The sequence below is a fragment of the Aminobacter sp. SR38 genome, from assembly GCF_014843375.1.
GTDB lineage: Bacteria > Pseudomonadota > Alphaproteobacteria > Rhizobiales > Rhizobiaceae > Aminobacter > Aminobacter ciceronei.
Genome location: NZ_CP062117.1, coordinates 1 through 26,113 on the forward strand (window position 1 = coordinate 1; position 26,113 = coordinate 26,113).

At 59.5% G+C, this 26,113-nt stretch carries 22 protein-coding genes and 7 pseudogenes; 13 read left to right on the forward strand and 16 right to left on the reverse strand.

Annotation, left to right across the window (positions count from 1 at the left end; all coding sequences use genetic code 11):
• Positions 1-105 precede the first annotated feature (105 nt).
• From IG197_RS36405 to IG197_RS32250, 5 genes and pseudogenes are all read left to right on the forward strand, one after another.
• Positions 106-471, forward strand: a complete 366-nt coding sequence (locus tag IG197_RS36405) for a DUF4158 domain-containing protein (RefSeq protein WP_246765501.1) — start codon at positions 106-108, stop codon at positions 469-471.
• 984 nt (positions 472-1,455) lie between these two features.
• Positions 1,456-2,872 (forward strand): annotated as a pseudogene (locus IG197_RS36415) (Tn3 family transposase); the annotation flags it as partial.
• A 202-nt stretch (positions 2,873-3,074) separates the two neighbouring features.
• Positions 3,075-3,428 (forward strand): IS66 family insertion sequence element accessory protein TnpB, encoded by a 354-nt coding sequence (gene tnpB / locus IG197_RS32240; RefSeq protein ID WP_192321099.1) that lies wholly within the window; start codon positions 3,075-3,077, stop codon positions 3,426-3,428.
• Positions 3,429-3,497: 69 nt separating this feature from the next.
• A pseudogene (locus IG197_RS32245) lies at positions 3,498-5,077 on the forward strand (IS66 family transposase).
• Positions 5,078-5,130: 53 nt separating this feature from the next.
• Positions 5,131-5,403 carry a hypothetical protein gene (locus IG197_RS32250; protein ID WP_057352977.1) on the forward strand — a complete coding sequence of 91 codons (273 nt, stop codon included), beginning with the start codon at positions 5,131-5,133 and terminating at the stop codon, positions 5,401-5,403.
• Between the two features lie 205 nt (positions 5,404-5,608).
• Here the strand turns inward: IG197_RS32250 and IG197_RS32255 are convergent, their stop codons facing one another.
• The 8 genes from IG197_RS32255 to IG197_RS32290 form a co-directional block, all read right to left on the reverse strand.
• Positions 5,609-6,367 carry a GlxA family transcriptional regulator gene (locus tag IG197_RS32255; RefSeq protein WP_371746615.1) on the reverse strand — a complete coding sequence of 253 codons (759 nt, stop codon included), beginning with the start codon at positions 6,365-6,367 and terminating at the stop codon, positions 5,609-5,611.
• 413 nt (positions 6,368-6,780) lie between these two features.
• Positions 6,781-7,017, reverse strand: a complete 237-nt coding sequence (locus tag IG197_RS32260) for a hypothetical protein (RefSeq protein ID WP_192321101.1) — start codon at positions 7,015-7,017, stop codon at positions 6,781-6,783.
• A gap of 16 nt (positions 7,018-7,033) precedes the next feature.
• Positions 7,034-7,636, reverse strand: coding sequence for a type 1 glutamine amidotransferase (locus IG197_RS32265; protein ID WP_192321102.1), 603 nt, complete (start codon positions 7,634-7,636; stop codon positions 7,034-7,036).
• Positions 7,637-7,660: 24 nt separating this feature from the next.
• Positions 7,661-7,858, reverse strand: coding sequence for a ferredoxin (locus tag IG197_RS32270; protein ID WP_192321104.1), 198 nt, complete (start codon positions 7,856-7,858; stop codon positions 7,661-7,663).
• 14 nt (positions 7,859-7,872) lie between these two features.
• Positions 7,873-9,030: a cytochrome P450 gene (locus IG197_RS32275; protein WP_192321106.1), complete on the reverse strand. Its 1,158-nt coding sequence runs from the start codon at positions 9,028-9,030 to the stop codon at positions 7,873-7,875.
• Between the two features lie 63 nt (positions 9,031-9,093).
• Positions 9,094-10,473: a glutamine synthetase family protein gene (locus IG197_RS32280; RefSeq protein ID WP_192321108.1), complete on the reverse strand. Its 1,380-nt coding sequence runs from the start codon at positions 10,471-10,473 to the stop codon at positions 9,094-9,096.
• A 50-nt stretch (positions 10,474-10,523) separates the two neighbouring features.
• Positions 10,524-10,862, reverse strand: a complete 339-nt coding sequence (locus tag IG197_RS32285) for a ferredoxin family protein (protein ID WP_192321110.1) — start codon at positions 10,860-10,862, stop codon at positions 10,524-10,526.
• A gap of 138 nt (positions 10,863-11,000) precedes the next feature.
• Positions 11,001-11,840, reverse strand: coding sequence for an NAD(P)/FAD-dependent oxidoreductase (locus IG197_RS32290; protein ID WP_246765503.1), 840 nt, complete (start codon positions 11,838-11,840; stop codon positions 11,001-11,003).
• A gap of 142 nt (positions 11,841-11,982) precedes the next feature.
• On the opposite strand from IG197_RS32290, the pseudogene IG197_RS32295 reads away from it, so the two are divergent.
• From IG197_RS32295 to traR, 3 genes and pseudogenes are all read left to right on the forward strand, one after another.
• A pseudogene (locus IG197_RS32295) lies at positions 11,983-12,282 on the forward strand (transposase); the annotation flags it as partial.
• Positions 12,283-12,524: 242 nt separating this feature from the next.
• Complete coding sequence (locus IG197_RS32300; protein WP_192321112.1) at positions 12,525-14,036, forward strand: APC family permease; 1,512 nt, start codon at positions 12,525-12,527, stop codon at positions 14,034-14,036.
• Positions 14,037-14,221: 185 nt separating this feature from the next.
• Positions 14,222-14,926: a transcriptional regulator TraR gene (gene traR / locus IG197_RS32305; protein WP_192321114.1), complete on the forward strand. Its 705-nt coding sequence runs from the start codon at positions 14,222-14,224 to the stop codon at positions 14,924-14,926.
• 3 nt (positions 14,927-14,929) lie between these two features.
• Here traR and IG197_RS32310 read toward each other — a convergent pair whose 3' ends face one another.
• The 5 genes and pseudogenes from IG197_RS32310 to traA all read right to left on the reverse strand — a co-directional run bounded on the left by IG197_RS32310 (position 14,930) and on the right by traA (position 21,228).
• Positions 14,930-15,238, reverse strand: coding sequence for a transcriptional repressor TraM (locus tag IG197_RS32310; protein ID WP_192321116.1), 309 nt, complete (start codon positions 15,236-15,238; stop codon positions 14,930-14,932).
• A gap of 314 nt (positions 15,239-15,552) precedes the next feature.
• Positions 15,553-16,179: a TraH family protein gene (locus IG197_RS32315; protein ID WP_192321118.1), complete on the reverse strand. Its 627-nt coding sequence runs from the start codon at positions 16,177-16,179 to the stop codon at positions 15,553-15,555.
• Positions 16,180-16,191: 12 nt separating this feature from the next.
• Positions 16,192-17,359 (reverse strand): annotated as a pseudogene (locus IG197_RS32320) (conjugal transfer protein TraB).
• Between the two features lie 40 nt (positions 17,360-17,399).
• A complete protein-coding gene (gene traF / locus IG197_RS32325) occupies positions 17,400-17,888 on the reverse strand; it encodes a conjugative transfer signal peptidase TraF (protein WP_371746616.1) in 489 nt (162 codons plus the stop codon).
• A 38-nt stretch (positions 17,889-17,926) separates the two neighbouring features.
• Positions 17,927-21,228, reverse strand: a pseudogene (gene traA, locus IG197_RS32330) (Ti-type conjugative transfer relaxase TraA).
• A 260-nt stretch (positions 21,229-21,488) separates the two neighbouring features.
• On the opposite strand from traA, the gene traC reads away from it, so the two are divergent.
• The 3 genes and pseudogenes from traC (at position 21,489) to traG (ending at position 23,918) form a co-directional block, all read left to right on the forward strand.
• On the forward strand, positions 21,489-21,785 hold the full coding sequence (gene traC, locus IG197_RS32335) for a conjugal transfer protein TraC (RefSeq protein WP_192321122.1): 297 nt from the start codon (positions 21,489-21,491) through the stop codon (positions 21,783-21,785).
• Positions 21,786-21,789: 4 nt separating this feature from the next.
• Positions 21,790-22,004 (forward strand): annotated as a pseudogene (traD, locus tag IG197_RS32340) (type IV conjugative transfer system coupling protein TraD).
• Positions 21,991-23,918, forward strand: a pseudogene (gene traG / locus IG197_RS32345) (Ti-type conjugative transfer system protein TraG). Before traD ends, traG begins: the two co-directional pseudogenes overlap by 14 nt.
• A 10-nt stretch (positions 23,919-23,928) precedes the next feature.
• On the opposite strand, the gene IG197_RS32350 reads toward traG, so the two are convergent.
• Positions 23,929-24,156: a hypothetical protein gene (locus tag IG197_RS32350; protein ID WP_097523135.1), complete on the reverse strand. Its 228-nt coding sequence runs from the start codon at positions 24,154-24,156 to the stop codon at positions 23,929-23,931.
• Between the two features lie 148 nt (positions 24,157-24,304).
• On the opposite strand from IG197_RS32350, the gene IG197_RS32355 reads away from it, so the two are divergent.
• Together IG197_RS32355 and IG197_RS32360 are read left to right on the forward strand one after the other, a co-directional pair.
• On the forward strand, positions 24,305-24,562 hold the full coding sequence (locus IG197_RS32355) for a WGR domain-containing protein (RefSeq protein ID WP_192321271.1): 258 nt from the start codon (positions 24,305-24,307) through the stop codon (positions 24,560-24,562).
• Positions 24,563-24,700: 138 nt separating this feature from the next.
• Entirely contained in the window at positions 24,701-24,979 is a 279-nt protein-coding gene (locus tag IG197_RS32360) for an HU family DNA-binding protein (RefSeq protein ID WP_192321124.1), read from the forward strand.
• A gap of 42 nt (positions 24,980-25,021) precedes the next feature.
• On the opposite strand, the gene IG197_RS32365 is transcribed toward IG197_RS32360, so the two are convergent.
• Both IG197_RS32365 and IG197_RS32370 read right to left on the reverse strand, forming a co-directional pair.
• Entirely contained in the window at positions 25,022-25,192 is a 171-nt protein-coding gene (locus IG197_RS32365) for a hypothetical protein (protein ID WP_192321126.1), read from the reverse strand.
• Between the two features lie 311 nt (positions 25,193-25,503).
• Entirely contained in the window at positions 25,504-25,821 is a 318-nt protein-coding gene (locus IG197_RS32370; RefSeq protein WP_192321128.1) for a DUF736 domain-containing protein, read from the reverse strand.
• Positions 25,822-26,113: the final 292 nt, after the last annotated feature.

Here is a 26,113-nt window from a genome sequence, read left to right on the forward strand (position 1 = left end):
CGCTATTTCCATCTCGATGACGTCGATCGCGGATCTGTCGCGACGCATCGCGGCGATCACATCGGCTCGGCGTGGCTGTCCAGCTCGGATCGTTGAGGATGCCTGATGTTTCTCGAAGATCCAGGTCAGGTTCCTGCCACCGCGCTGCGCTTCACCGGGCGCCAGCTTTCGTTCTCCGATCCCGAGCGCCTGATTGCAGAATATGTGCGCAGTGAAGGACGCTGGCGACATGCGCTCCGCATTCGTCAGCACTATGGCTACCGGACCTACACCAATTACGGCGTCGCGTTTCGGCTCAACCGCTTTCTTTACGCCCTGTGCTGGACGGGATCGGATCGACCCTCGGCGCTCTTCGACCGTGCCGTCGCATGGTTGCTGGAAGCCGGTGCTGCTGGCGCTGCCTGTCTGTGCTGGAAAGAGCCGTGGCAAGGGTTCGCACGCGGGCGAACAGCCGGCTGCATAAATTGCTGATCGGGGCGATGCACCAGAGCCCAGCGCGGCCGTCCTGGTCGCGGTTCCCGCCTGACGCGTCCCTACGTCCGCGCGGCTGAGATCAGCCGTGCCCTCGGGCGACTGGAGGAGATTCGGACCCTTGCCAGCGGGTTGCCCTCAATCGATCGCTTGCCGCCGGGCAGGGTCATGGCGCTGGCGCGGTTTGCCAGCGCCGCAAGGCTCAGGCCGTTTCGCGACTGCCGGATGATCGACGCGCCGCAACTCTGCTGGCCTTCATCCGAACCCTTGAGGCTTCGGCTGGAGACGATGTCATCGATCTGTTTGATGCGGTCACGACATCGATGGTGTCGGAGGCGTCTTCGGCCGCCAAACAGGCCAGGTTACGGTCGCTGCGTGATCTCGACGCCGCAGCGCTGAAGTTGCGGGACGCGGCAATTGTCATCCTCGATCCCGAAACGCCCGACGGCGCCGTTCGCGCTGCGATCTTCGAGCTGATTGACAGGAATACGCTCGATGGCGGTCGAGCGCGTCGGCGTACTCGCCGAGCCCCATGACGACACCTATTTTACCGAACCCAGGAAACACAATCGGAAGATTGCCTATACGCCGGGGCTGCTCGCCAGCCTCGATCTTGGTGCTGCCCCCGCTGGCCGGCCTTTGCTGGAGGCGATCGACTATCTTCGTGCCGTTCATTCCGGCCGCAAACGCACAGGTCCACCGCCGACAGCCTTTGCGCCGAAGGCATGGCTTACTCAACTAAAGACCGTCGACGGGGCTGTCGATCTGACAGGATACCGGCTCTGCATTCTCGATGAGCTTCGCCGCGCTATTCGCCGGCGCGACATCTTTCCGGTTCGCTCATTGCGGTATGCCGATCCGCGCAAGGGGCTGCTATCAGGTCCGGCATGGGAAGCGGCTCGTCCGACGGTCTGCCGTACCGTCGGCGTCTCCACCATCGCTGACGAAGAACTCGGGCGTTTGTCGAGCCGGCTGGACCTCGCCTATCGGGAAACCGCCGATCGTGTCCCGATGAACCCAGCCGTCACCATCATCAATACCTCGGAAGATTCTGACCTGTCGAACGCCTGGAAAGATCGAGGAACGCCAGCCTCACCGCGCTGCGCGCCGCGATCGACGCGCGTCTGCCTCGGCTCGATCTGCCCGAACTGATCATGGAATTGCATGCGAGAACCGGCTTTGCCGATCTCTTTACCCACGCCAGCGAGGGCGGTTCCCGCGCAGAAAACATCGCAACCAGCATCTGCGCCGTTCTTGTCGCCGAGCGACCAATACTGGATTCGAGCCGCTGGTACGCCTCGATGTCCCGGCACTTCGACGCTCGCGGCTCAGTTGGGTCAAGCAAAACTTCCTGCGCGCCGAGACGCTGATCGCTGCAAACGCCGCCCTGGTCGCGGCGCAAAACGCCATCCCGTTGGCGAGGAAATGGGGCGGCGGCGAAGTGGCTTCCGCCGATGGATTGCGGTTTGTCGTGCCGGTCCGCACCATTCATTCCGGCCCCAATCCGCGATATTTTGGGCAGGAGCGCGGTGTCACCTGGTACAACCTCGCCTCGGACCAGTTCACTGGCCTTAACGCCATGACCGTTCCCGGCACCCTGCGCGACAGCCTCAATCTGCTCGCCATCGTGCTGGAACAGGAGACCGAGCTTCAGCCGACAGAAATCATGACCGACACGGCTGGATATACCGACACCATCTTCGGCATATTCTACCTGCTCGGGTACCAGTTCAGCCCTCGCATTGCAGATGTCGGCGGCGCGAGATTCTGGCGCGTCGATGCTAAAGCCGACTACGGCATCCTCGACAATATCGCGTCGAACAGGATCAACATGAAGCTGATCGCCGACCATTGGGACGATCTGTTGCGGCTTGCTGGCTCCCTCAAACTCGGTGTTGTACAGGCCGCTGGCCTCACCCGGACCCTTCAGACCAATGACCGGCCAACCCGTCTTGCTCGCGCCCTGCAGGAACTCGGCCGCCTCATCAAGACCCTCTATCTTCTGCGATTCATCGACGATGAAAGCTACAGGCGCCGTATTCTCATCCAGCTCAATCGCGGTGAAGGACGCCATCAGCTCGCCCGCGTCATCTTCCATGGAAAGCGCGGCGAATTGCGCCAGCGCTATCGTGAAGGTCAGGAAGACCAGCTCGGAGCACTCGGTCTGGTCGTCAATCTCGTCGTGCTGTGGAACACCATCTACACGGATGCCGCCCTCAACCAACTCGTAGTCGAAAGGTACGATGTCAGGCCGGAGGATGTCGCGCGCTTGTCGCCGCTCGGCTTCAGACATGTCAACATGGTCGGCCGATACGCATTTACGCTCCCAGAATTCGTGGCCCGAGGCGAACTCAGGCCGCTACGCGATCCGAAAAATGTCGATCCGGACGAAGAGCCTTGAAATCCTTATGTAGGTTTTCTGTTCCGTTGCTACTCAGACCCCAGTTTGCGGCCGTGGTTGTCGGGACACCCGCGCTGGAGCCGCCGACGGTCAAAGCCGTCTCCCGGACCGAGATCGTTGTTGGCGCTGTAACGATCCGTCTTGAGGAAGGTGCGTCTGCGTCCCGGATCGCTTCCATCGCCCGCGCCTTGGCGGCGGCAACATGATCTTTCCGTCAAACCGCGTGCGGATCATGATGGCGACCAAACCCGTAGATTTCCGCAAGGGTCACGATGGCTTGGCGGCGCTGGTGAAGAATGAACTGCACAAGGACCCGTTCACCGGAACGGTTTTCGTGTTCCGGTCACGCAAGGCGGACCGTTTGAAGCTCATCTACTGGGATGGGTCCGGGATCGTCATGGCCTACAAACGGCTAGAAGAGCACACGTTCACCTGGCCCAGCATCAAAGATGGTCTAATGACGCTCACCCACGCCCAATTCGAAGCCCTGTTTGCGGGACTCGATTGGCGGCGGGTTCATGCCGTCCAGACGAGGACGCCGGAGGCCATCGAATAGCTGCGGCACGATGACTCAGCACCGCAAATTCCGAGGGCAAGTCGGCTCGGGATTTGGTAGCTTCCGGCCATGCTTGATGCCGCCGACCTTCCCGATGATGTTGCCGCCCTGAAGGCGATGCTGATTGCGGCGCAGGCGCGAGGTGGCCAAAGACTCCGCGATAGCCAGCAAAGACGAGCATATCGCCCGCAAGGATGAGCGGATCGAACGGCTTGAGAAGCTGGTCGCAGCATTTAAGCAGGCCGCCTTCGGACGCAAATCTGAGAAGACCGATCCCGATCAATTCGACTTGGCGCTGGAAGACCTGGAGACGGCTATGGCCGTGATCCATGCTGAGGATGAGGCGGACGCTCCTGGAGGAAACAGGATCAGCAAGCCGCGCGCAATCAATCGCGGCTCCCTTCCAGCATCTCCCCGTGTCGAAGAGGTGATCGAGCCGGAAAGCCTGACTTGCGACTGCGGCGCTTGCCTGCATTGCATTGGCGAGGATGTCTCCGAGCGGCTTGATGTGGTCCCGGCGCAGTTCCGTGTCATCGTCACCCGTCGCCCCAAGTACGCGTGCCGTGCCTGCACTGACGGTGTCGTTCAGGCTCCAGCCCCGGCTCGCCTTATCCAGGCTGGGCTGCCGACGGAAGCGACCGTCGCCCATGTGCTGGTCTCCAAATATGCCGATCATCTTCCGCTCTATCGGCAGGCGCAGATCATGAGCCGCCAGGGCATTGACCTCGACCGATCCACGCTCGCTGACTGGGTCGGTCGGGCAGCCTATGAACTGCGTCCCGTCTTCGATGCGTTGATCGCCGACCTGAAGCGTTCAGCCAAGCTGTTCATGGACGAGACTCGTGCTCCGGTTCTTGATCCAGGTTCCCGCAAGACCAAGACCGGATACTTCTGCGCTGGCGCGAGATGATCGCCCTTGGCGGTGCTCCGCCAGGTGTCGCATTCACCTACGCGCCTGGTCGCGGTGGCATTCATGCCGAATGGATATTGCAGGGCTTCTCCGGCGTTCTGCAAGTCGATGGTTATGCGGGTACAACAGGCTGGTCGCACCAGACCGGATTCGTCAGAATATTCGGCTTGCCTACTGCTGGGCCCATGCTCGGCGCAAGCTGGTGGAGATTACCCGCAACGGAGCAGCCCCGATTGCGGAGGAAGGCGTCAAACGGATCGGTGAGCTGTATCGGATCGAGACCGAGCTGCGAGGCCTTGATCCGGAGGCTCGCCTCGCCGGACGACAGGAACGATCAGCACCGCTGGTTGCCGACATGCAAACGTGGCTCGCGCATCATCGTGCCCGCGTCGCAACCAAATCTCCGCTTGGCGACGCTTTGGCCTATATCGCCAAATACTGGGATGGTTTGAAGCTCTTCCTGACCGACGGCCGCATCGAGATCGACAACAACAGCGTAGAGCGGACCATCCGTCCGATTGCCCTTAATCGGAAGAACGCACTCTTTGCTGGTCATGATGCCGGAGCAGAGAACTGGGCGACCATCGCCTCGCTCATTGAGACCTGCAAGCTCAATGCCGTCGATCCACAGGCCTACTTGACCACGACGCTCACCGCCATCGTCAATGGCCACAAACAAAGCCGGATCGATGAATTGCTGCCCTGGAACTTCACAAGCGCCGCCATGCCAGCCGCTTGACGAGCTGGACTCCAACGGCATACTCGCCGCGTTACTTAAGCTGGGCCTGCGACATGATCGACGACGATGAACCCAATCTGGTGACTTCTGGCAAGAGCAAGAGGATCGTCGTTGATGGCTATTCCTTCTCAATCGACATCTTCCGCCTGGAAACCGACAAGACCTGGACCCTTGAGGTTGTTGACCACAACAACACCAGTCACGTCTGGGAAGAGCAATTCGAATCCGATGCAGTCGCGCGTGACTTAGCGGTGAAAACCATCGAGGCAGAAGGTGCCCTCGCGTTCATGCGCGGCAACAACGTTATCCCCTTCCGTCAAGCCTAAACCGACGTGCCCTCAAACAGCGCTTACGGAAAAAGCTTGCGACAGGCCAATTGTCGTCGTTCTAGGGCCAGATGGCAGCCGCACCACGTACCTTGTGTTCACGGGGATCAAGCGGCGGCGGGGCAGCGACGCCAATGGGTGCACACGCCGGGATGGACAGAGAGCGAACAGCCGCCCTACTTCTACAACCGACCGAGAAAGCCTCTCATTGCAACGAGGCTAGCTCGCTCACATTTGGTGCTTCTGAGTTTCTTCTACGGATTTTTGTTGGAGGACATCCGAAAACAGACTTGAAATACTGACGAAACAGGGCTGTAGATCCAAATCCTGCGATTTCCGCCACTCGATCTATGTTGTGATCGGTCGTTTCAAGTATTTCCCTGCCAATCTTGATCCGTTCTGCTCGCAACCAAGTGCCGAAGGACATGCCCGTGACACGAAAAAAGTTACGCGTAAAACTGCGCCTGCTCATCGACGTACGCTTGGCGAGTTCATCAATACTGTACTCCCGGCGTAAATTCATCCTCACTTCATCGAGAAGGCGGTAAATCCTCGCATCCTTCGTAGCGGGTGGAACCGGCCTCTCTATCAGTTGCACCTGCGTGCCTTCCCTTTGCGGCGGCAAGACCAATCTTCTCGCAACACTGTTTGCAATGGTGGAGCCGTAGAGTTTGCGGACAACGTAGAGGCAGCAATCCATTCCAGCACCCGTCCCTGCAGAAGTGATTATGCCATTGTCATCTATAAAGAGGGCGTTTCGATCCAAAACAGCCTTTGGGAAGCGCGATAAGAAATCTTGCTCGACTTCCCAGTGAGTGGAAGCCCTACTACCGTCCAACAATCCAGCATAGGCGGGAATGTAAGCGCCGAGACAAAGGCCGATTATCCATGCCCCTCGCGCATGCGCTTGGCCAACCGCGTCTAGGAGTGCTTGTTGTGGCCTTTCTGCGGGTCCCGCCAGAATGGAACTATCACGATATCCGCATGCGCAATTTCAGCCAAACCGTCACTTGTTTCGATCTGCAAGCCGAGCCCGGAACGCAGAGGACCTACCTCACCAGCGCATATCTTTAGGTTAAAGAGCTCGACTCCAGGCAGAAAATTGCCAAAAACTACCAGCGGAACGGCCATCTGATAGGGACCGAAGCCGTCAACAGCAACAATGGCAACGTTGGGCAAGCGCACAAGATCATCCCTATCGTTCTATTTCCGTCTGCGGAAGCTGGATGAGCTACTGCCTAACTGTCCCAGTTCCGTATTGGCAACGTCCCACCGCGGAGAACAACCTAACCATCGCGACAAGAGATCATGGCCCGCAGAAGTACACGAAATTTTTGACTGATCCTCCAAATCACGCGCGCCATCGGCCCTTTGCACTCACCGGTCGTTGTCGGCCCCTATGACGAGCTTTTCAACCCAGTTGATAAGTTCAAGTGGCCTGAATTCAAAGCGAGCTGGATCGATTTTCTCAAAATGACGGCTATGGGCCTCAGCGATCGGTACAGCATGCGCAAAACTTTCCATCGCGGCCGCCGCAGCCTCGATTTCTTCCAGTGAATGGTACCGACCCGCTTGATAAAGCTCGTTGATCGATCCTCGTAGAAAGCCAGCCATTCCAGCGCCGCTGAGCTCAGGATGGTATTGGACCCCAGAAAACGGATTTCTCTGAACGTATCTCAGCGGCTTGTATGAAATTTCTATTGCTCGCAGTTATGGTGCTGTTTGGCGGCAGCCGCGAAACTTGATCAGAATGAAATGCAAATGCATCAAAGACTTTAGCACGATCTTTATGCATCGGATGAATGCAACCAGTGTCATCCTGGACCAACGTGATTGCTTCTCCAAAAGGAGCTTCACATCGACAGTTTTCACTGCGACTCGGCTCAACGTCACCGCCCAACGCGACCGTCGCCAACTGAAGACCCCAACATACTCCGAACATTGGCGTCCCTGATCTGAACGCTTCGCGAGCGAATTCAATCTGCCGCAATGTTCCGGGCTCCCGCTTGTAGATATTTGAGTTGGAGCCGGTAATAAGAATGCCGTCATACGCCTCAAGCGGGAGAGAAGCAGCAGCATCTGCATCAGTCGGATACAAGATTTCTGTTTCGATGTTCGACCAGCCCGTGCGAAGCAGCTGATCGAACATCCCACTTGGGGCGCATCCGTTGAATCTTGTGAAAACGGCGCGGTCGGCTGGAATGTTTCCGTCCGCGATCAAAATTCGCTTCATCGTCATACGTCCCAGCCCGCTCGGTTACTCGGTCACGATGATCGAGAGTTCCGGACAGTTCGCACAGGCCTTACGAACCTTGTCCTCCAACTCCGGAGGAACGGTTTCAAAGCCTGGCTTGATTTTGGCATAGCCCTCGTCGTCGATTTCGAAGACCTCCGGTGCAAAATAGATGCACCGGGCATGTCCCTGACAACGACCTTCGTTGATAGATACTTTCATCTCGGTATCCCTTCCTAGAACGTGAGATTGAGCGGGCCGACGCCGTGCCATTTCTGAGAAGGATCGGCAGCTCGGAACTCGGGTACGGCCTTCAGGAATTCCTCGATTCCGACAACGAGCTCGCGACGCCCCAGGTTGGAGCCCAAGCAGCGATGAATGCCGCCGCCGAAGCCGAGATGGCGGTTCTCCTGCCGCTCGATATCGATCTTGTCGGGATTCGGGAAGACTTCTTCGTCCCGATTTCCTGCCCCGAAGACAAGAACGACGCGTTCGCCCTTCTTGATCTCCTGGCCGCGAATCACAGTGTCCTTTAGGCATGTGCGAGCCATGCCCTGCACCGGCGAAAGGCAGCGCAGAAACTCTTCACAGGCAAGTGGGATCAAACTCGGATCATCGCGAAGTTTCTTCTGCGCGTCGGGGTTGTTGGCAAGGAACCACAGCCCCGAGCGAATGGCCCATGCCGTCGTATCGAGCCCTGCAAGGAACAGGAGATAGCAATAGCGGAGCAGTTCGTCGCGGCTCAACGGACGGCCGTCGATCTTGGCCCGGCAAAGGTAATCGATGAGAGTCGCCGAGGATGGGTCGTCTTTCCAGTTGTCCAACAAATTCGCGAAGTAGTCATAGACGGCCTGCTGCGCGGCTTCCGCCTTCGGCGCATTGTGAATGCGCTCATAGAAGATGTCATCGATCCACTGGTCGAATTTCGGCCAATCCGACTCTGGATAGCCTGCAAGGCGGCCGAAGATGATCATCGGGACGGGGCGAGCGTATCCGTAGGAGGCGTCGGCTCCAGATCCCATCTTAAGGAACTCCTGGGCCTGGTTTTGTGCTGTCCTGCGAATTGGTTCCTCGAGCTTCTTGAGTTCCTGCGGCGTGAAGAGCGGGAGCAGGATCTTGCGGTAGGCGGTATGCTCGGGCGGATCGATATCGATAGGCGGCAGCGGCACCTCGGAAACCGGCGGATACATCATGCTCGGCCCAACCGAGAACGTTGAAGGGTCCTGTTCGGCCGCAAAAATGTCGTCACTCTTGGTTACGAACCAGAAACCGCCATGTTGCTCACTCCGACCAACAGGGCACTTCGAACGAAGTTCGGCGTAGGTATCGAAAATGTTGTCGAGAGCTTCGCCATGATAGTCGAAGGCTTTAGCCACGTCGCTTACATTACTCATAGTTTTCTTCTCCTTCCTTGCGCTTGGCAGCCCCGCAAAGGCGGGGCCGTTTCGGCTACTCTGTCAGATGATATCGAGATAGCGGCCCAACTCCCAATCGGTGATGTGGGTGTTAGTCCGACGGAGTTCCCATTTCTTCATTTGCACGTAGTGATTGACAAAATCCTCAGAAAACAACTCTCTAACGACCTTGCTCTGCTGGAACAGGCCCATTGCTTCTTCAAGAGAGCCGGCGAGTGGTCGCGCTTGCGCGGCGGTTGCCTGGTAGGCGTTCCCCTTGAAGGGTTCACCAGCTTTCAAGCCATTCTCGATGCCGTAAAGACCAGAGAGAAGACTCGTCGCAATGACGAGGTACGGATTGGTGTCGGCACCGGGAATGCGATTTTCGACGCGCGCCGCCGGACCCGAAGAAGGAATCGCCCTGAACGAAGTCGTACGATTGTCGACACCCCAAGAAGAATTAGCTGCTGCCCATGATCCTCCGTTGGTCCGCTTGTAGGAGTTCACGTTCGGCAAATAAATCGCCGACATCTCGCGGGAGAGTTCTTTCATGCCGGCGAGGAACGACATTCCGATTTCCGACAGCATCTTCGGATCGTTGCTATTGGCAAAAGCAGGCTTTCCATCAAAGGCCGATAGGCTCATGTGCATGTGGCCGGAAGAGCCGGCCCAAACCGCGTTGGGCTTGGCCATAAAGGTGGCGGTGCAACCGTTCTTCGAAGCAATGTCCTTGATGGCATACTTTGCGAAAATCGCATTGTCGGCGGCCGAAATAGCGTCCGAATACTTCAGATTAATTTCATGTTGGCCCGGGCCGTGTTCGCTGATGGTTGCCTCGACTTCAATGCCAGCAGAACGCAATTGATTGCGAATTTGGCCGAGAATGTCTTCCGAGCCGGCGTGATGAAGCATGCTGTAACAGTAGCCGCTCTTGCGCAAAGGCTTCAGATCGCGCCACTGATTTTCGGCGAGTTCGGCAATGGTGCCATTGAAAAGATAGAACTCGAATTCATAGGCTGCCTTGGGCACAAACCCCATTCCATTGGCTTTGTCCACGGCACTGCGGAGAATGTCGCGCGGCGATAGATTCAGGGGATCACCATCGATCGACCGCATATCACAGAATACTGCAGCCGTGCGCGCCTCCCACGGAATGAGCTTCATCGTAGGCAGGTCGGGAACAAGTTTGATGTCCGGATAACCGGTATCCCAATTGGTGTAAGCTAGACCTTCCACAACTTCGTCGGCGACGTCCCAACCGAACAGGACGTTTGCAATGTTGGTGCCGTTTTTCGCGACGGCATTCAGAAAATATTCAGTGCCGAACTGTTTACCGCGCCATACGCCATCAATATCCACTGCTCCAACGCGGAGAGTGTCCACGTTGTTCGCTTCCACAAATGCTTTTGCATCTGCGATTTCCGCATCTTTATCATTCGCCATTTCATCTTCTCCCAGTGTGCTTGGATTGGAAAGCTTAAACCCTGTATTTTTTATTTTGCTCCTGCCAACACCTCCAAGACTCGTGGATGATCGCTACGGATCATTCCTAATTTTGCAGCGCCTCTTGGGCTCCCGACAGGCGTGTCGCGACCAGGGAGAACCGCAGCGAAGAATTCCCTCGCTTCCCTCAGATCCTGGCTGTCGCTGTCATCATCAGCGTAATAAATCGCCTCGACGGGACAGACGGACTCGCATGCGCCGCAAGTTGTGCATTCGTCAGGCTGTATCCAAAGTCGCCCTTCGGCCTCATAGATACAGTCGACCGGGCAGACATCGACGCAGGCCTGGTCTTTGCTGCCTATGCAATTGTCGTTGATGACGTATGGCATCGCTCATCCTTCGTTGGTGCTATGACCGGGCAACACAGACGTGCCCGGGTTTATTGCTGCAGCCGCATGGTTCACTGCGATGGACGCTTCGCCAAAGCCGACCGCCATGAGCCGCACCTTCCCGGATATTCACTAACATCACCGATGGCGAAAACACGGGCAGGCAGTTTGCATGTCCGGCTGCACCGGTATGCGATAACCATCGACGTTGAGGCCCCAATTGCTCATTGGGCCAAGATCGGACTGAAAGCCGAGGGCAACTACAAACTTGCCGAATTGCAGTTCTTCTGACTTTCCCGCCGCATCAATCGTGAGAAACTCCTGGCCCGCCTCGGACCGATATGCGACGACTTCACCTGGCGCGACGATCCGGATGCCGCTGTCGTACATTTCCTTGACACTAGCTTCGTGCGCCCGAAAGCGATTGCGGCGATGGACGACCGTGACAGACTTTGCTCGAGGGAGAGCAGCAAGCGCCCAGTCGACCGCACTATCGCCGCCACCGGCGACCACAACGTTGTGTCCTTCGAGCACCGCAAGATCAGGTACAAAGTGGATAATGTTCGGGGAGAAAACTTCCTCGAGGATCGGAAGAGAACGAGGTTGGCACTTTCCCAGCCCGGCGGCGATTATCACGGCCTTCGCGCTGAATACCGACCCCTTGTCGGATCGAAGCTCATACGAGCCGTCATCCATTGACTCTAGGTTTGTGATAGTCTCGGAAAGACGGAGCTCATACTCCTGCCGTCTCGATTGCTCGAAGAGGTTCTTCACGAAGTCAGCACCTCGAATGCTGGCAAACCCGGCAACATCGTGGATCTTCTTCTCCGGATACATCGTCGAAATCTGCCCGCCGACTTGCGGCAAACCATCAAACATCACGGTTTTCAGGCCGCGAAACCCAGCATAATAGGCGGCGAAAAGACCAGCTGGGCCGGCACCGATAATTGCCAAGTCATATTGGTTGTCATTTGTCATCAAAATGGCGCCCCGTGTCTAATTCCGTTTTAGTGTTTCCTATTACGACACATGTATCCTGTCAAGAACCACAACGTCACTGCTCACCACTCTTTGAATCAAAAAATAGAGTTGAAATTGGACTAGGTGACCGTCTCATAGGCGCTGGCCGTGGCTGAGACATATCTTCGCCGATGGGGGGGGTTATGCGGGACCGAAGCTGAAGGGCGCACTGCAAGAGATCGCTGCGTTCACCCTCCAGATCGTCAAGCGGACGGACGAGGCCAAAGGCTTTAAGGTTCTGCCGCGTCGCTGAGTCGTGGAGCGCACCTTCGCATGGCTGGGCAGACGCCGACGACTGGCGAAGGATTGGTCAAAGTCCATCGCATCAGCTGAGGCCTGGATCACTATCGCCCACATTCGGGTCCTGACACGGCGCTTGGCAAGGTACGGATATTGTTGAAACCTTTTCGAGTCAGACTCTAAGCGCCGGAGCTAATTCCTTTTTTGCGGATCATGAGGTGGGTTTCAGCCAAGTGACAAAAAGTCTTTTGGAGCCTTTTACGCCTGATAACGGCCTATCGGCAGATTCTTGCATGTCGTTGTGGGCAATCGAATTCTTGACACGCAACATGTTTCCAAATACGAAACATATAGGGATAACAAAAACACCCTATCGTCGGAACTCAAACTGGGGGAATTAAAATGGCTTCACATGCCGGAAATCCGCAGTCGGCTTCGAATAGCCTACTTCGTAGCTCGATATCATTCTTTCACATCGTCTTTATGGTGACAGCAGCGGCTGCTCCATTGGTTGTGGTCTCCGCCTACATTCCAATCTCCCTTGCTGGAGGGGCGGGGATGTCAGTTGCCCTTACCTATGCAGCCACGACGTTTATCCTTCTGATCTTTACAGTTGGCTTCGCCCAAATGGCGAAAAGAATAACTTCGGCAGGAGCCTTCTACACCTTCGCTACACAGGGACTTGGTCGTCCGGTCGGCTTGGCCGTTGGCTTCACCGTCATGGCGGCCTACAGCATGATCTCACCTGCAATCGCAGGCGGCTTCGGGTTCTATACCACAAAACTTTTAAGTGCTTACTTTGGACTGGATATTGCGTGGTATTGGTGTAGCATCGCTTCGCTGGCGTTGATGTTCATGATTTCGTTCTATCGCATTACGTATGGCGCAAGTATTCTTAGCTTTCTCCTTGCGGTTGAAGTGCTCGTAATTCTCATCGTTTGTCTGGCTACCGTTGGTTCAGGTGGTGCGTCTGGCCAAATGCCCGAGGCTTTCAGCCTGTCGCAGTGGAGCACCGCTCCGGCTGTAGGAATTGGCTTCTTCTTAGCTTTTTGGTCGTGGATTGGCTTTGAAACGACAGCGATCTACGGCGAAGAGACAATGGATCCAAAGCGCGCGGTTCCCCGAGCCACGTATATCGCGGTTTTGACACTTGGGTTGTTCTACACGTTTGCGGCCTACGCCGGAATTGTTGGTTTCGGCGCCGAGGCCCCCGGGAAAGCCGGGACACTGATTGACCAGTACTATTTCGAGCTGGCCGATATCCATACGATACATACGGTTCGTGTCATCATGGACTTCTTGGTGATCACAAGCTTCTTTGCCTGCTCGTTTGCATTTCATAACAACGCAACGCGATACCTCTTCTCCCTCGGCAGAGATGGCATTCTTCCGAAAAGCCTCGGATCTACGCATTCTGAGCAGAAGTCTCCCTACATCGCAGCCGCCGTCCAGGCGACTATTGCAATCGTGACGGTTGCCTTGTTTGCGCTCGCCGGAGCCGATCCGCTTCTCCATCTCGGCACTTGGCTTCCGATCTTCTGCACGTTGGCCGTAATCGTCGTTCAGTTCATCGTGTCTTTGGCTGTTATTGGCTACTTTAATCGTATTGGAAGGTCCGGCCCTCTCGATTGGTGGAAGACGATCCTCGCCCCGATATTGGGCGCGATTGCTCAAGCGGTTGTTGTCTGGCTTCTGCTCGAAAACATCACTTTCCTTGCTGGAAGTGAGATCATGGTGGTCAAACTGATTCCTCTCTATGTCGCGATCATTGCGTTAGCAGGGTTTGGTTATGCCTTGTGGCTTCGCAACAGCGACCGTAGTCGGTACGACATGATTGGACAGCTTCACGACGAAGAAATGATGGATGCCTTCGTCGATGAAATGTATGTCGCTGATGGACGTAGTCCGAACTGACTTCACAATCAGCTCGCGGTTTAGTGGGGTGAGGCGATGTCGCCTCACCCCGACTTTATTGCCGGAGAGGAATTTGGGCCCAGGCAGATAATCGCAATTGCATCGTGGTTGGAATGCAAATCTGTCAGAGCAATTGTAGAGGAATCATTTGATCTGTTCCATCTGACGATCGCAAGGAATTCCGAATGCAACATTTGCTGGAAAAAATAACCGATCTCGCGGCACTTCCGGGCAACGAGGATGGCCTCAAGACGGGCCTCGCGAATATCACCGAGGATGCCGGCTATGCGGCCTATGCCTACGTCTATATCCGCACCGGATTTACGATGGTCATCTCCAACTACAACGGCGGATGGCAAAGCACCTATTTCCAGAAGAATCATGCTGCCGTCGATCCTGTCATCCGCCGCGCCAAAATGCTGAAGGGCGCGTTTGCCTGGAGCGGCGAACAGGAAAGGCACAGGCTTTCGAAGGCGGAGCAATCCTTTTATTCGGACGCCGCGGAATTTGGGATCCGCTCCGGCATTACTATCCCGATCAAGGCGGCACAGAATACGGTAGCGATGTTTACGCTCGCCTCAGACAAACCCGCGATCAATCTGACACGTGAACTGGACCCGATCGAAGCTGCTGCTGCGGTAGGGCAACTGCATGCCCGCATCGTTTTTACAGATCCCACGCCGACCGTCGACGACGGTCTTTCGCTCGATCCGAAGGCCGCCACATACCTGAGCTGGTTTGCGGTTGGAAAGTCGATGGGAGAGATCGCGACGATCGAGGGCGTCAAATACAACACTGTCCGGGTCAAGCTTCAAGAGGCACGCAAACCCTTCGACATCCACTCGAACACACATATGTCGTCGCTTGCGATCCGCAGGAAACTGATCTGACGATCAGTTGACCATGACTTTCGGTATATAGCCAAGCACGGTGATCAGCGTGTTCACTGTATACATCTGCGCGTGCATCTCCATGCAGGCCTTGATGTAGGTCAGGTGTTGGGGGCCGCCGGACTCCTTCCCCAACTTATAGTCCTCGGGCAGGTCCTGGAAGAGCTTGTCGGCTCCATCGACCAGAACGCGGTGGGTTCGGATGGCATCAACCGCGAGGCTCTCCACGTCGGCCTTGGAAAGGCCCTGCGTCAGCCCGAAGATGGCACGAATTTCGAGTTTCTCGTCAAGCGTTAAAGCGTCCGTTCCCATCCCAATCCCACTCTCTGGCTTGTCCGCGGTGCGCCCCCGCAAACGTTAATCTTCTGATCCCGAGCCGGGGGTTGGAAACTGTACCTGGACAGTCCTGCGACCTTTAGTACCGGAGCACCTGGACATACGTCGCAGGCCCACCGGCCGAAGGCCAGAGGATTCTGGTGTCGCAACGGCCGACACCAACCGCCAGATAGAGGTTTCCACACCCCGGGGCAGCGCGTACTGCCCTGTCCGCCCTTATAGAAGGCCGAAGCCGTTCCCGCTAGTGCAACAGCCGCAGAATCCCGCTGCAGATCTCCACATGCATGACCTCACCGCTTTGCGCCGATGCCCGAAAGATCGATCCGGATCCCCGCCTTGTTCGGATCGGAAGAGACTGCATCGGCAGGAAGTACGGCATTGTCCTCCTCCCGACGATCGCCGGTCTGCACACCGACCTCGTCGCTTTCGGCTGGCTCCGGCTCCGCGTGCTTTTCTTCGCCCGGGTCCGGCGTCCGAAACACCGCCTCCCCCTCGAAATACCCCGTCTGCCAGGCGATGATCGCATCTTCGAACACTTGGCGCGCACCGTCTTCTCCGGTCGGGTTGCCGTACCACTCGAGGACGATGCGATAGACTCTCGCGAAGAGCGCCGTTCCCATGCGGATGTTCGCGCAAGCATCGACCAGGTCCGGTTTCAGCTGGCCCGCCTCGAGGATGCCGAGCCCGGCCGGATATTGGGTGATACCAACGCGGGTGGCATTGCGGCCGATATGCTTGCGGATCAGGTCCATCGCCTCGTCCGCTGTTGCCGGTTTCGGAACGAGTACGACGCGGTTGCCGGAGCGCACGGTGACGGCAAGCGGGTCTTTCGATCCCGCCCGCGCGATGAACTGCTCAATGATCGCGGGCTTCAGACCAGGATCGGCGCATTGCTGGATGAGGGCGACATCGACCATCCGGTTTCTCCTTTATGTGTTGAATGCCATGACGACGGGAATGTCGAAGAGTTTGCCCCATGCGATTACGCTCGCTTTCTGGATCGAGACGATCGACGTGCCCTTGGTCCACCAGCCATTGCCGGTGGCGACAATGACCGCGGGGGCGTGCAGTATGGATTGCAACACCGGCCAGAGGAGGAGCTGCTCATAGCAGATCAGCGGCGCGATCCGCTCGTCCCCGATCTCGACCACCGGATTGCCGAAGACATGGGCGCGGACGCCGCCACCCTGCCCCGTCCATTCCCGCCATGGCTGCCACATGGATCCTGGGACCGGCATGCGCTCGCGATAGAGGACCCCGCCCGTCGGCGGAGACGGCGACTATGACATTGTCGTAGCCCTGGTGCTCGATGACGGCGGCGCCGGCAATGACCGTGATATCGTGACCGCGCAAAGCCTCGCGCCACAGACGCTCGACGGTCGGCGTCCAGAAGCCAAAGGCGCTTTCGGGAAGGACGATGACGCGGTCGTCGCGGTGAGCGTTGCGGAGAACTGTGGTAATCAGGACTCGGTGGCGCGCAAATGACGTGTCGCGCCCCAGAGTTTCGCCCAGTTCGAGGTCGACGCCTCGCCAGCCTTCCGGTAGTCTCGGCGCTGTCCAGGTTGCGGCGGACCAGGCCCAGAAGCCTCCCAGCACCAGTGCTGCGGCGAGCCGGCCTCGCGATGTCATCATTGCGAGACCGGCGACGGTCGCGGCAAGCCCCCACCAGCCCCATGCGGGAAAGAGCACGCCGGCCGCCGTCAACGGATGTGCCCAGCCGGTGATGCCGAAGGGCGGCAGCCCCATCAGCGCCAGGGCCAGAAGATAGCGCGCCGCCCTTGCCGCATCCGCCGCTTGTCTCCCGGAAGCAGCTTCATCCCGTGGTTTCGTCCACAACACCGTGTGCACGACAACGAAGGAGGCCGAAGCGATGAGCCAGAGCAGCAGGCCGGGCGAGAGATCGGCGGCATAGAAATTGGCGACGCCCTGCGGCAGGCCGCGCGAAGCGGCAAGGAAATAGCCCGTCGCGACGAGCGCCGCGGTCGCACGCGAGGGCGCCATCGCCCAGAGCGCCGGAAACAGTATGGCGACCGGTAGGAGGAGGACATGGCCGCTCCAGCCAATTGCGCCGCAGGCGACGGACGCGACGACGAGCACAGCGGATCGCCAGCGATCCCATGGACGGTCACCGGGACGATCAGGGATCGAAGGTAAGAACGGGCCGCGCCAGACCGAGAAGGCCGCTTGCCGGAACCGGACCAAAATATCGGGAGTCATAGGATCTCGCAAAGGATGAGTGGAGAAACAGGTATCCAGGTGGCACCACGCCGCCGGGATCGGGTATGAGCAGCCTGCCCTCGCCGTCACTCTCCCGGACGGACGAGGCTTCGACCGGGCGCCCATCGATGATGACGTGATCGGTGATCTCGACGCGCTGACCGGTAAGGGCGGCGACCGTCTTGATCAGCGGCGCGAAATCGCCGGCGCAAAGCCCGCGCCGGAGATAACCGCGCCGTCGCGCTTCGGCGAAGGTTGCGTTTCCCGGCGGGCAGACGAACACGAGATCGCCGGTCCTGACCGGACGTCGCAGCGCCTCGATGCGCCAGAGCCCGAGCGGCTCGCTCGGTGTCAGGTTGATGCGATAACCGCCGACCATGGCGCCCGTGACCATGCCGGCTCCAACCATGATGGACGCACCGACAAACAGGATCGGACCGAACCGTCTCATTGTTTCAGGACCGGCGTCTGGCGCTGGGTGAGGCGCAGGTCCTCCGCCTGTCTGAGCGACTGGACGGTGCGTTCATGGGCGGCGAGTTGCTGGGCCGTGCGCATGACCGGCCAGGCTTCCTTCAACCGTTCCTTCTCCTCGGGCCGCATGCCTTCGGAGAGTTTGTCGAAGAGTTTTCCCGATGGTTCGCGAGCGCTGTTGGTCAAGAGCGTTCGTTCGCCGAAACGTTCGGTGACGGCTTTGTTGAACCCGTCGATCTCGAGCTTGGTCTCGCGGTTGCTCAATGCAAACCCAAGCGCCGCCGGCAGATCGTTGCGGTCGATCGCATCGCGCACCCGATCGAGCACCACGCGCGCCGCCGGCGACAGCGCCGGGATGTCGATCGACACGCGCTGTCTCAGCGCCTGCTCGTCCAGGCGAAGCCGCTGCTGCGCGCTCTCGCACATGCTGAGATACCGTTCGAGATCGCGTTTCAGCGCCGGCACATTGAGTTCGGCGATACGGCGCGCTTCACGCTCCGCCTTGCCGGTGAGAATGCCGGTCTTGCCCCTGAGCGGTCCGATCGACTCCGGCGCGGCCTCAAGCTTCTGCAGGATCTGCCTGGCGCTTTCTCTGTCGGCCAGAACCGCATCGAAGTTCATCGCCCGGAAGGCTGTCCCGGGATGGGCGAAAACATAACGGAAGCGGGCGGAGACCTCGTCCCATTGCCTCTTCAGGGCCGGATCGGCGTCGATCCTCTCGCCGACCCTGTCGGCAACGGAATTCTCGAACCGGGTGATGCCGGCGACCATGGGCTTTTCCTCCTGCCTCTGTTGGGTAGTCGGTGATTGGCGAAGGCCGAGCCGCTCGGCGAAGGCGGCAAGGCGCGCCCCGAGATCGGCCAGTTTCGTCGCCTGCCGCAGCGTCCAGTCGAGCCGGTCACGCGCAAGCGTGCGCGCCACCTCGACGATCTTCAGGCCGCGCATGTCGGCAAAGCGAAGCGCCTCGCGGTAGAGTTGCCCGCGCTCGTAATCGAGCGTCGTCTCCTGGCGTTTTTCCGCGACAAGACCTTCGTGAGGCCACCGTTGAAGACGAAGGAACGGCGCCCGTAATAGAGCTGCAGGTCCTCACGGTGGCGGGTCATCGCCACATAGGTCAGATGCCGATCGAGCGAGAGCGACGCGAGCACCTTGACCTTGTCGACGGTGGCGCCCTGGGACTTGTGGATCGTCGTCGCATAGCCGTGATCGAGATTGTTGTAGAAGCGCTGTTCGACCGTCACCTGCCGGCGGCCTTCGCCTTCTCCGACGAGGGCGACGATGCGATTTGGGCTCGCCTCGACGACATGAGCGATCATGCCGTTCTTCACGCCGAGCGATCCCTCGTTCTTCAGGAAAACGATCTGGTCGCCGGCATCGAAGCGGCGTGTTCCATCGGCGGTCTTGAACGCGTGGCCCTCGCCGAGGATGCCGCGCTCGACCAGTTTCGCCCGCGCCATGTCGTTCAACAGACGCACGTCGCGGCGCAAATGCGCGAGCATCAGCATCGACTGTTTCGGATCGTAGTCCCGGTTCCAGTCGGCGATCAGATGTTCGACGGCTTCCGCCTTCAGGGGAGATCCGAGCACCCTGCCCTGGCCCTGATAGACGTCGAGCGCTTTGTCGACATTGCCACGGGCGAGATCCAGCGAGGCGGCCCGCATCCAATCCTCGCGCTGGCGATAGATCGTCTCGAGTTCGGCATAACCGATGCGGTCGACAATGGCGCGGAAGGCCGCCCCCGCCTCGATCGGCTGGAGCTGTTCGGGATCGCCGACCAGAACGATCTTGGCCCCTGCCCTGACCACCGCATCGATGAAGCCCGCCATCTGTTTCGACGCCACCATGCCGGCCTCGTCCATGACGAAGACGGTCTTCGCGTCGAGCGTATCGCGTTGCTGTTTCCAGCGCAGTTGCCAGGAGGCGAGCGTGCGGCTTTGAATGCCCGCTTCCTTTTCCAGACCTTCGGCTGCCTTGCCGGCGAGCGCGCCGCCGACGACGCGGTATCCGGCAAGTTCCCAAGCTTCGCGCGCCGCCTTCATCATCGTCGTCTTGCCCGCACCCGCGCGGCCGACGACCGCAGCGATCCGGGCATGACCGGCGATGCGCTCGATCGCCGATTTCTGTTCTTCCGAGAGCCGCTCATGCCGCCGGAACGCCGCATCGAGCACTGTTGATGAAACGGCATGCGTCTCCTTGTCCGACAGCCAGATCGCCTGGCGCGCCATCGTCACTTCCAGCTTGATCATCGCCCGCGTCGTGTAGCGCGCCGGCACCCTGGCCCCCGTGCCAAGTTCGACCGTGTCGCGCTGCAAACGCAGCACCATGGGATCCTGGATGATGCGCGCCATCAGCTGCCGGAAGAGCGCGGGATCGTCGACATAGCGATGAAGCACTTTGGCGATATCGCGTTCGTTGAAGACGCTCTTTTCACGCGTGATCAGGTCGAGCACGATGGCGGGGTTGCGAAGGATACGGCGGGTGTTTTCCGCGCGGCGCTGCTCGTTGAGTTCGATCCGTTCCAACTCCGGCCGAACACCCTGGCTCTCGGCCTTGCGCTCGATCGCCTTGGCGCCGACCCCGATATGGATGGTCGGTTCGAGATCGATCCCCTGCTTCTCGTAGGAGCGGCCATCGACGCGGAGTTCAATGCCGCCGAGCGCCAGATGATGGTTGAGCCGCTCGAACCATCCGTCGCGCAGGACGTTGAAATCGCCCAATGAACCCGCCCAGAGCTCATAGAGGATCTTTCCGGATTTGGTGCGGACCGGCTGGCCGTCGTCGCCGATGACTGCGACCTTCTTCGCCCCGAAGCCGTCCTCTGTCAGCGGCCTCAAGGTCGTCATCAGGTGAATATGCGGATTTCCCGGATTGTCGTGATAGACCCAGTCGGCGACCATGCCTTTCGCCAGCACGTGCTTCTCTACGAAATCCCTCACCAGCGCGACGTTCTGTTCGGCCGAGAGCTCCAGCGGCAATGCGATCGTCAGGTCACGGGCCAGTTGCGCGTCGGAGCGTTTCTCGAAAGCCTCGACCCTGTTCCAGAAGGCTTCCGACGCGCCGGCAACCGAGCGGTCGGCGATCAGCGCCCTCGCCCATTGCGGGGCATCGGCCGGAAGCACGAACGCCTCATGCACCAGCCCTTGCTTCCTCGTGTAATCGATGGTTCGGGCTTCGCGCTCATAGTCCATTTTGGCGCAATGCCGGTAGGCCGCCGACAGCACGACGCTGCGGCCGGAGCCACGGCTGACGATGCTGGCTGAGAAATGGGCGATGGCCACGGCGCGAGAAACTCCGGTTTTGAACCACGTTCGTCCGGAGCGGCAGCCGCGGCGGCCCCGCCAGGGCCGGTAAGCAAGGACGTCGCGTCAGCGACGTATAATTGCGCCCCCTTGGATGCCGCTCCTTCGGAACGGCCGGGATCATGCTCCAAAGGATCGGCTTTGCCGATGTGCAGATCTGCACATTTCCTCAAGTGCGCATTCGGGAGAGAGTGGGCGTCGCTGAAGCAACACCGCAACCATCAGGAGATGCCACCGGAATGAAGAAGCCGTCATCGAAGATCAGGGAAGAAATCGCGAGATTGCAGGACCAGCTGAGAGCCGCCGAGACGCGCGAGGCCGAGCGGATCGGCAGGGTCGCGCTGAAGGCCGGTCTCGGCGATATCGAGATCGAGGAAACCGCATTGCAGGCCGCCTTCGAGGAGATCGCGAAACGCTTTCGCGGAGGCAAGGGCGATGCGAGCGGGAAGAGACATGGCGGTGGCGACAAGCCGGATCACGGCTCGCCCGCGACGTTCGCGTCTGGCGCGGCTGCGGGCGGGTCTGGCGAGGCTTGAGCGGATGGCGAAGGCAATGAAATCAGATGCGCGGAAAAAGGACACGCGCGAAAAAATCGAGCTTGGCGGGCTGATCGTCAAGGCGGGCTGCGCTTTGAGAAACGCGCGCTGCTGCTCGGCCTGCTGATCGACGCCGGGCGCCGGATCAGGGGCGATGAGGCAGAGCGATCGCGCCTGACTGCCATCGGCGCGGAGGCCTTCGGTCATGACGGCGAATAGATTTTTGCTGCTGGCCCTGCCCGCAACAATCATGCTCGCCGCGATGGTCGCAACGTCGGGCATGGAGCACAAGCTTGCGGGCCTCGGAACCAACACTCAGGCAAGGCTGATGCTTGGACGCAGCGGGATTGCGCTGCCCTATGTCGCGGCGGCCGCGATCGGCGTCATCGCTCTCTTCGCCGCGAACGGATCGGTCAACATCAAGGCGGCGGGCTTCAGCGTGTTCGCCGGCAACGGCGCGGTGATCGCCGTCGCCGTCATCCGTGAGACGATCCGGCTTGCGGGCATCGCGGGCAGTGTGCCCGCCGGACAATCGGTTCTCGCCTACGCCGATCCGGCGACGATGCTGGGGACGGCAGCCGCACTCTTCACAGGCATCTTCGCCCTGCGTGTGGCAATCAGAGGCAATGCCGCCTTTGCTCACGCAGGGCCACGCCGCATCGTCGGCAAACGCGCCGTACACGGCGAGGCCGACTGGATGAGGTTGCCGGAAGCGGCAAAGCTTTTCCCCGACGCCGGCGGCATCGTCATCGGCGAGCGCTACCGCGTCGACCGGGACAGCGTCGCCGCCATGCCGTTTCGCGCCGACGAACCGCAAGGCTGGGGGACCGGCGGAAAGGCGCCGCTTCTCTGCTTCGACGGCTCCTTCGGTTCCTCGCACGGCATCGTCTTTGCCGGCTCCGGCGGCTTCAAGACGACATCGGTGACGATCCCGACCGCGCTCAAATGGGGCAGCGGGCTCGTTGTGCTCGATCCCTCAAGCGAGGTCGCGCCGATGGTCGCCGAGCACCGGCGCAAGGCCGGCCGAAAGGTGATCGTTCTCGATCCCTCCGCGTCCGGCGCCGGCTTCAACGCGATGGACTGGATCGGCCGCCACGGCAACACGAGGGAAGAGGATATCGTCGCCGTCGCCACCTGGATCATGACCGACAATGCGCGCACCGCGTCTGCCCGCGACGACTTCTTTCGGGCCTCAGCCATGCAGCTCCTGACGGCGCTGATCGCCGACGTCTGCCTGTCCGGCCATACCGACGACAAGGACCAGACGCTGAGGCGCGTGCGCGCCAATCTCTCCGAGCCGGAACCGAAACTGCGCGAGCGCCTGACGCGCATCTACGAACAGTCGCAATCCGACTTCGTGAAGGAGAACGTCTCCGTCTTCGTTAACATGACGCCGGAGACATTTTCCGGGGTCTATGCCAATGCGGTCAAGGAAACCCATTGGCTCTCCTATCCGAGCTATGCCGGGCTGGTGTCGGGCGACAGTTTTCGACCGACGATCTCGCCGACGGCGAAACCGACATCTTCATCGCGCTTGATCTCAAGGTGCTCGAAGCCCATCCGGGACTTGCCCGCGTCGTCATCGGCGCGCTGCTCAACGCCATCTACAATCGCAATGGAAACGTGAAAGGAAGAACGCTCTTCCTGCTCGACGAGGTGGCGCGTCTCGGCTACCTGCGCATCCTCGAAACCGCCCGCGACGCCGGCCGCAAATACGGCATCACGCTGACGATGATTTTCCAGTCGATCGGCCAGATGCGCGAGGCCTATGGCGGCCGCGACGCAACCTCGAAATGGTTCGAAAGCGCCAGCTGGATTTCGTTTTCGGCGATCAATGATCCCGAGACCGCCGACTACATCTCTAAGCGCTGCGGCGACACCACCGTCGAGGTCGACCAGACCAATCGTTCGTCCGGCATGAAGGGGTCGTCGCGGTCGCGCTCGAAGCAGTTGAGCCGACGGCCGTTGATCCTGCCGCACGAGGTCCTGCGTATGCGCGCCGACGAGCAGATCGTCTTCACATCGGGCAATCCGCCGCTTAAGTGCGGCCGCGCCATCTGGTTCAGGCGCGAGGAGATGAAGGCCTGCGTCAATCCGAGTCGGTTCTTCCGCGACAGCAGAGACAAGCAGTAATGCCGCAGCTTCAGGACGCGTCGGCAGGCGCGTCTTCGAGGAGCCCGTCAAAGACTTCGAGAAGCGCATTGGTGATCGCCTGCCCCAGTGCATTGCCAGCCGCCCGTACATCGTCCTCTGTACCGTCACGCGCTGCCCTGGCGAGCTCAAAGCCTTGTTCGCCGACGATCTGCTTGGCAACTTCAATCGCCCAGAGGCCGAAGTCGCCGCGGCTGCCGATTTGTACAGTCTCTTCCACGATCTTCTCCCGAAAATATCTGCCGCGCGACTTAAAGTTTTGTCGAGCCGAAGGCCACGGAAAACACATCAGGAAGATGAATCGATGAGCCCTGAGCGATTCATATAAGTTGTTGGACGCCGCTTTGTCGGGAAGCGACAATCCGGCCATGGAGAAAAAGGCTACAAACCCGGTTCATCTTCATCGTATCGACGCAACACAAAACATGCGCCGCTTCTATGCGCTCTCGATCCAGCCGACGCTCTTTGGCGGCGCCTCGGTCATCAGGAACTGGGGCCGGATCGGAGCGAACGGCCAGATGATGATGGAGACATTCGACAGCCAGAAGGACGCCGACCAAGCGTTCTCACGCCTCGAGCGGACGAAAAGAAAGCGCGGCTATCGCGACGTCGCTCTCGCCGATTGAGGGTGTCATACCCGGTAACCCGATGTTTCCTGTGGTTTTTGAGGCGTTTGCGGCAGCGCCTCGAGCTTCACCCCTATCCTCGGACCATCTTCTTCGTCATACCGGATGGATAAACCAGAACGAGGGAACCATCCAATCATGACGACCACCAACGAAATCGCCGACAAGATCGCATCCGAGCAGAACCTGACCAAGGCGCAGGCCAAGGCGATCGTCGAAAGCGTGTTCAAGCAGATCACCGATGCGGCATTGGTAGGCTCGGAGACGTCCATACCTTCGTTCGGAAAGTTCAAACTCAAGGCAACGCCGGAGCGCGAAGGCCGCAACCCGGCAACAGGCGCCACGATCAAGATTGCCGCGTCGAAGAAGCTGACGTTTGCGCCGGGCAAGGCGGTCAAGGACGCGCTGAACGGCTGAGGCGAATTCGCTGCCGTTTCCGGCAGCATGAAGGAAGCCTCCTCAGAAGGGAGGCTCCGTGCCCAAGCGGCCGTCCTGTTCGGCCTCGATGACCGCAAGCTCGGCCAACACGATTTCCAGCTCCGCCACAATCTGGCGGCGTTCGTTCGCGTCGCAGGCGTTCCTGAGTTCGGCTTTAAGCTCTTCGCGTTGCATTTCGAGTTCCATCGTCATCGTTCGTCTCCTTGACGTTTCGTGAAAGACGGCGTCCGCGGTCGGGGAGACGGGACAGGGTCAAGCATCGCCAGAGGCGACCGGCGGAGCCGGCGAGTGGGGGAGCCGAAATGCGCCAGCATTTTGGGGGTACCGCTCGTGCTTCGACGCTTTCCCGGCTCTCCGGCACGATTGGTCATTCTGAGCAGACTTCTCCTCCCCGTATGGCACCTAAAAAGCCGGAGGCGGGCTCGATGCCCGCGGCCGGCTTCGCCATGCGGCACAAGGAAAAGAGCCCCGCCATGTCTGGCGGAGCTCCTCGGGATTGGGTCTCAGGCCTCGCGCTTGGGGCGGTTCCAGATGAGGGCGTATTCGCCGTCCGTCTCGCCCGGCCAAAGGGCTGCGGTGATCGGGGCATTGAAGCTCGGATCGTCCAGCTTGACAGAGAGATATTCCTCGCCGTCGTTGGAGACCGCCTTCCAGCCGGCGCCGACCTCGACGCCGTTGCCGGCGGTGATGCGGAAGTCCGGGGCGTCGCGCGAGACGCGCTCGATCGGGTTCAGGCGGGCCTTCATGCTGACGGTGAGCGTGCGCACCGTGCCGACGATCGAGTTGTTGCCGTTGGTGGTGAATTCGCCGATGACTGCCATGGTCGCGTTCCTTTCCGGTTGTTCGGGCCGCGCCGATCGCGGCCTCGATGACGGTGTTAAGACCGGGGGCGATCGACACCGCACCGCCTGGCGGCCGGAACCGTCAGTGGAGGACGGCCGGGAGCGGCTTTCTTGGTCGCGCGAGGAATGCGAACCTGTTCGCAGGGGAAGAAAGTTGTGAGCGGCCGTTGCGGTCAAGGCGATCGAGACGAAGGCGTCCTTCGGTCACACCAGATCCATCGAGGTCCGCGTCGGTGTGGCCGGCTCGGGGTGGATGGAACGCGATGCGCGG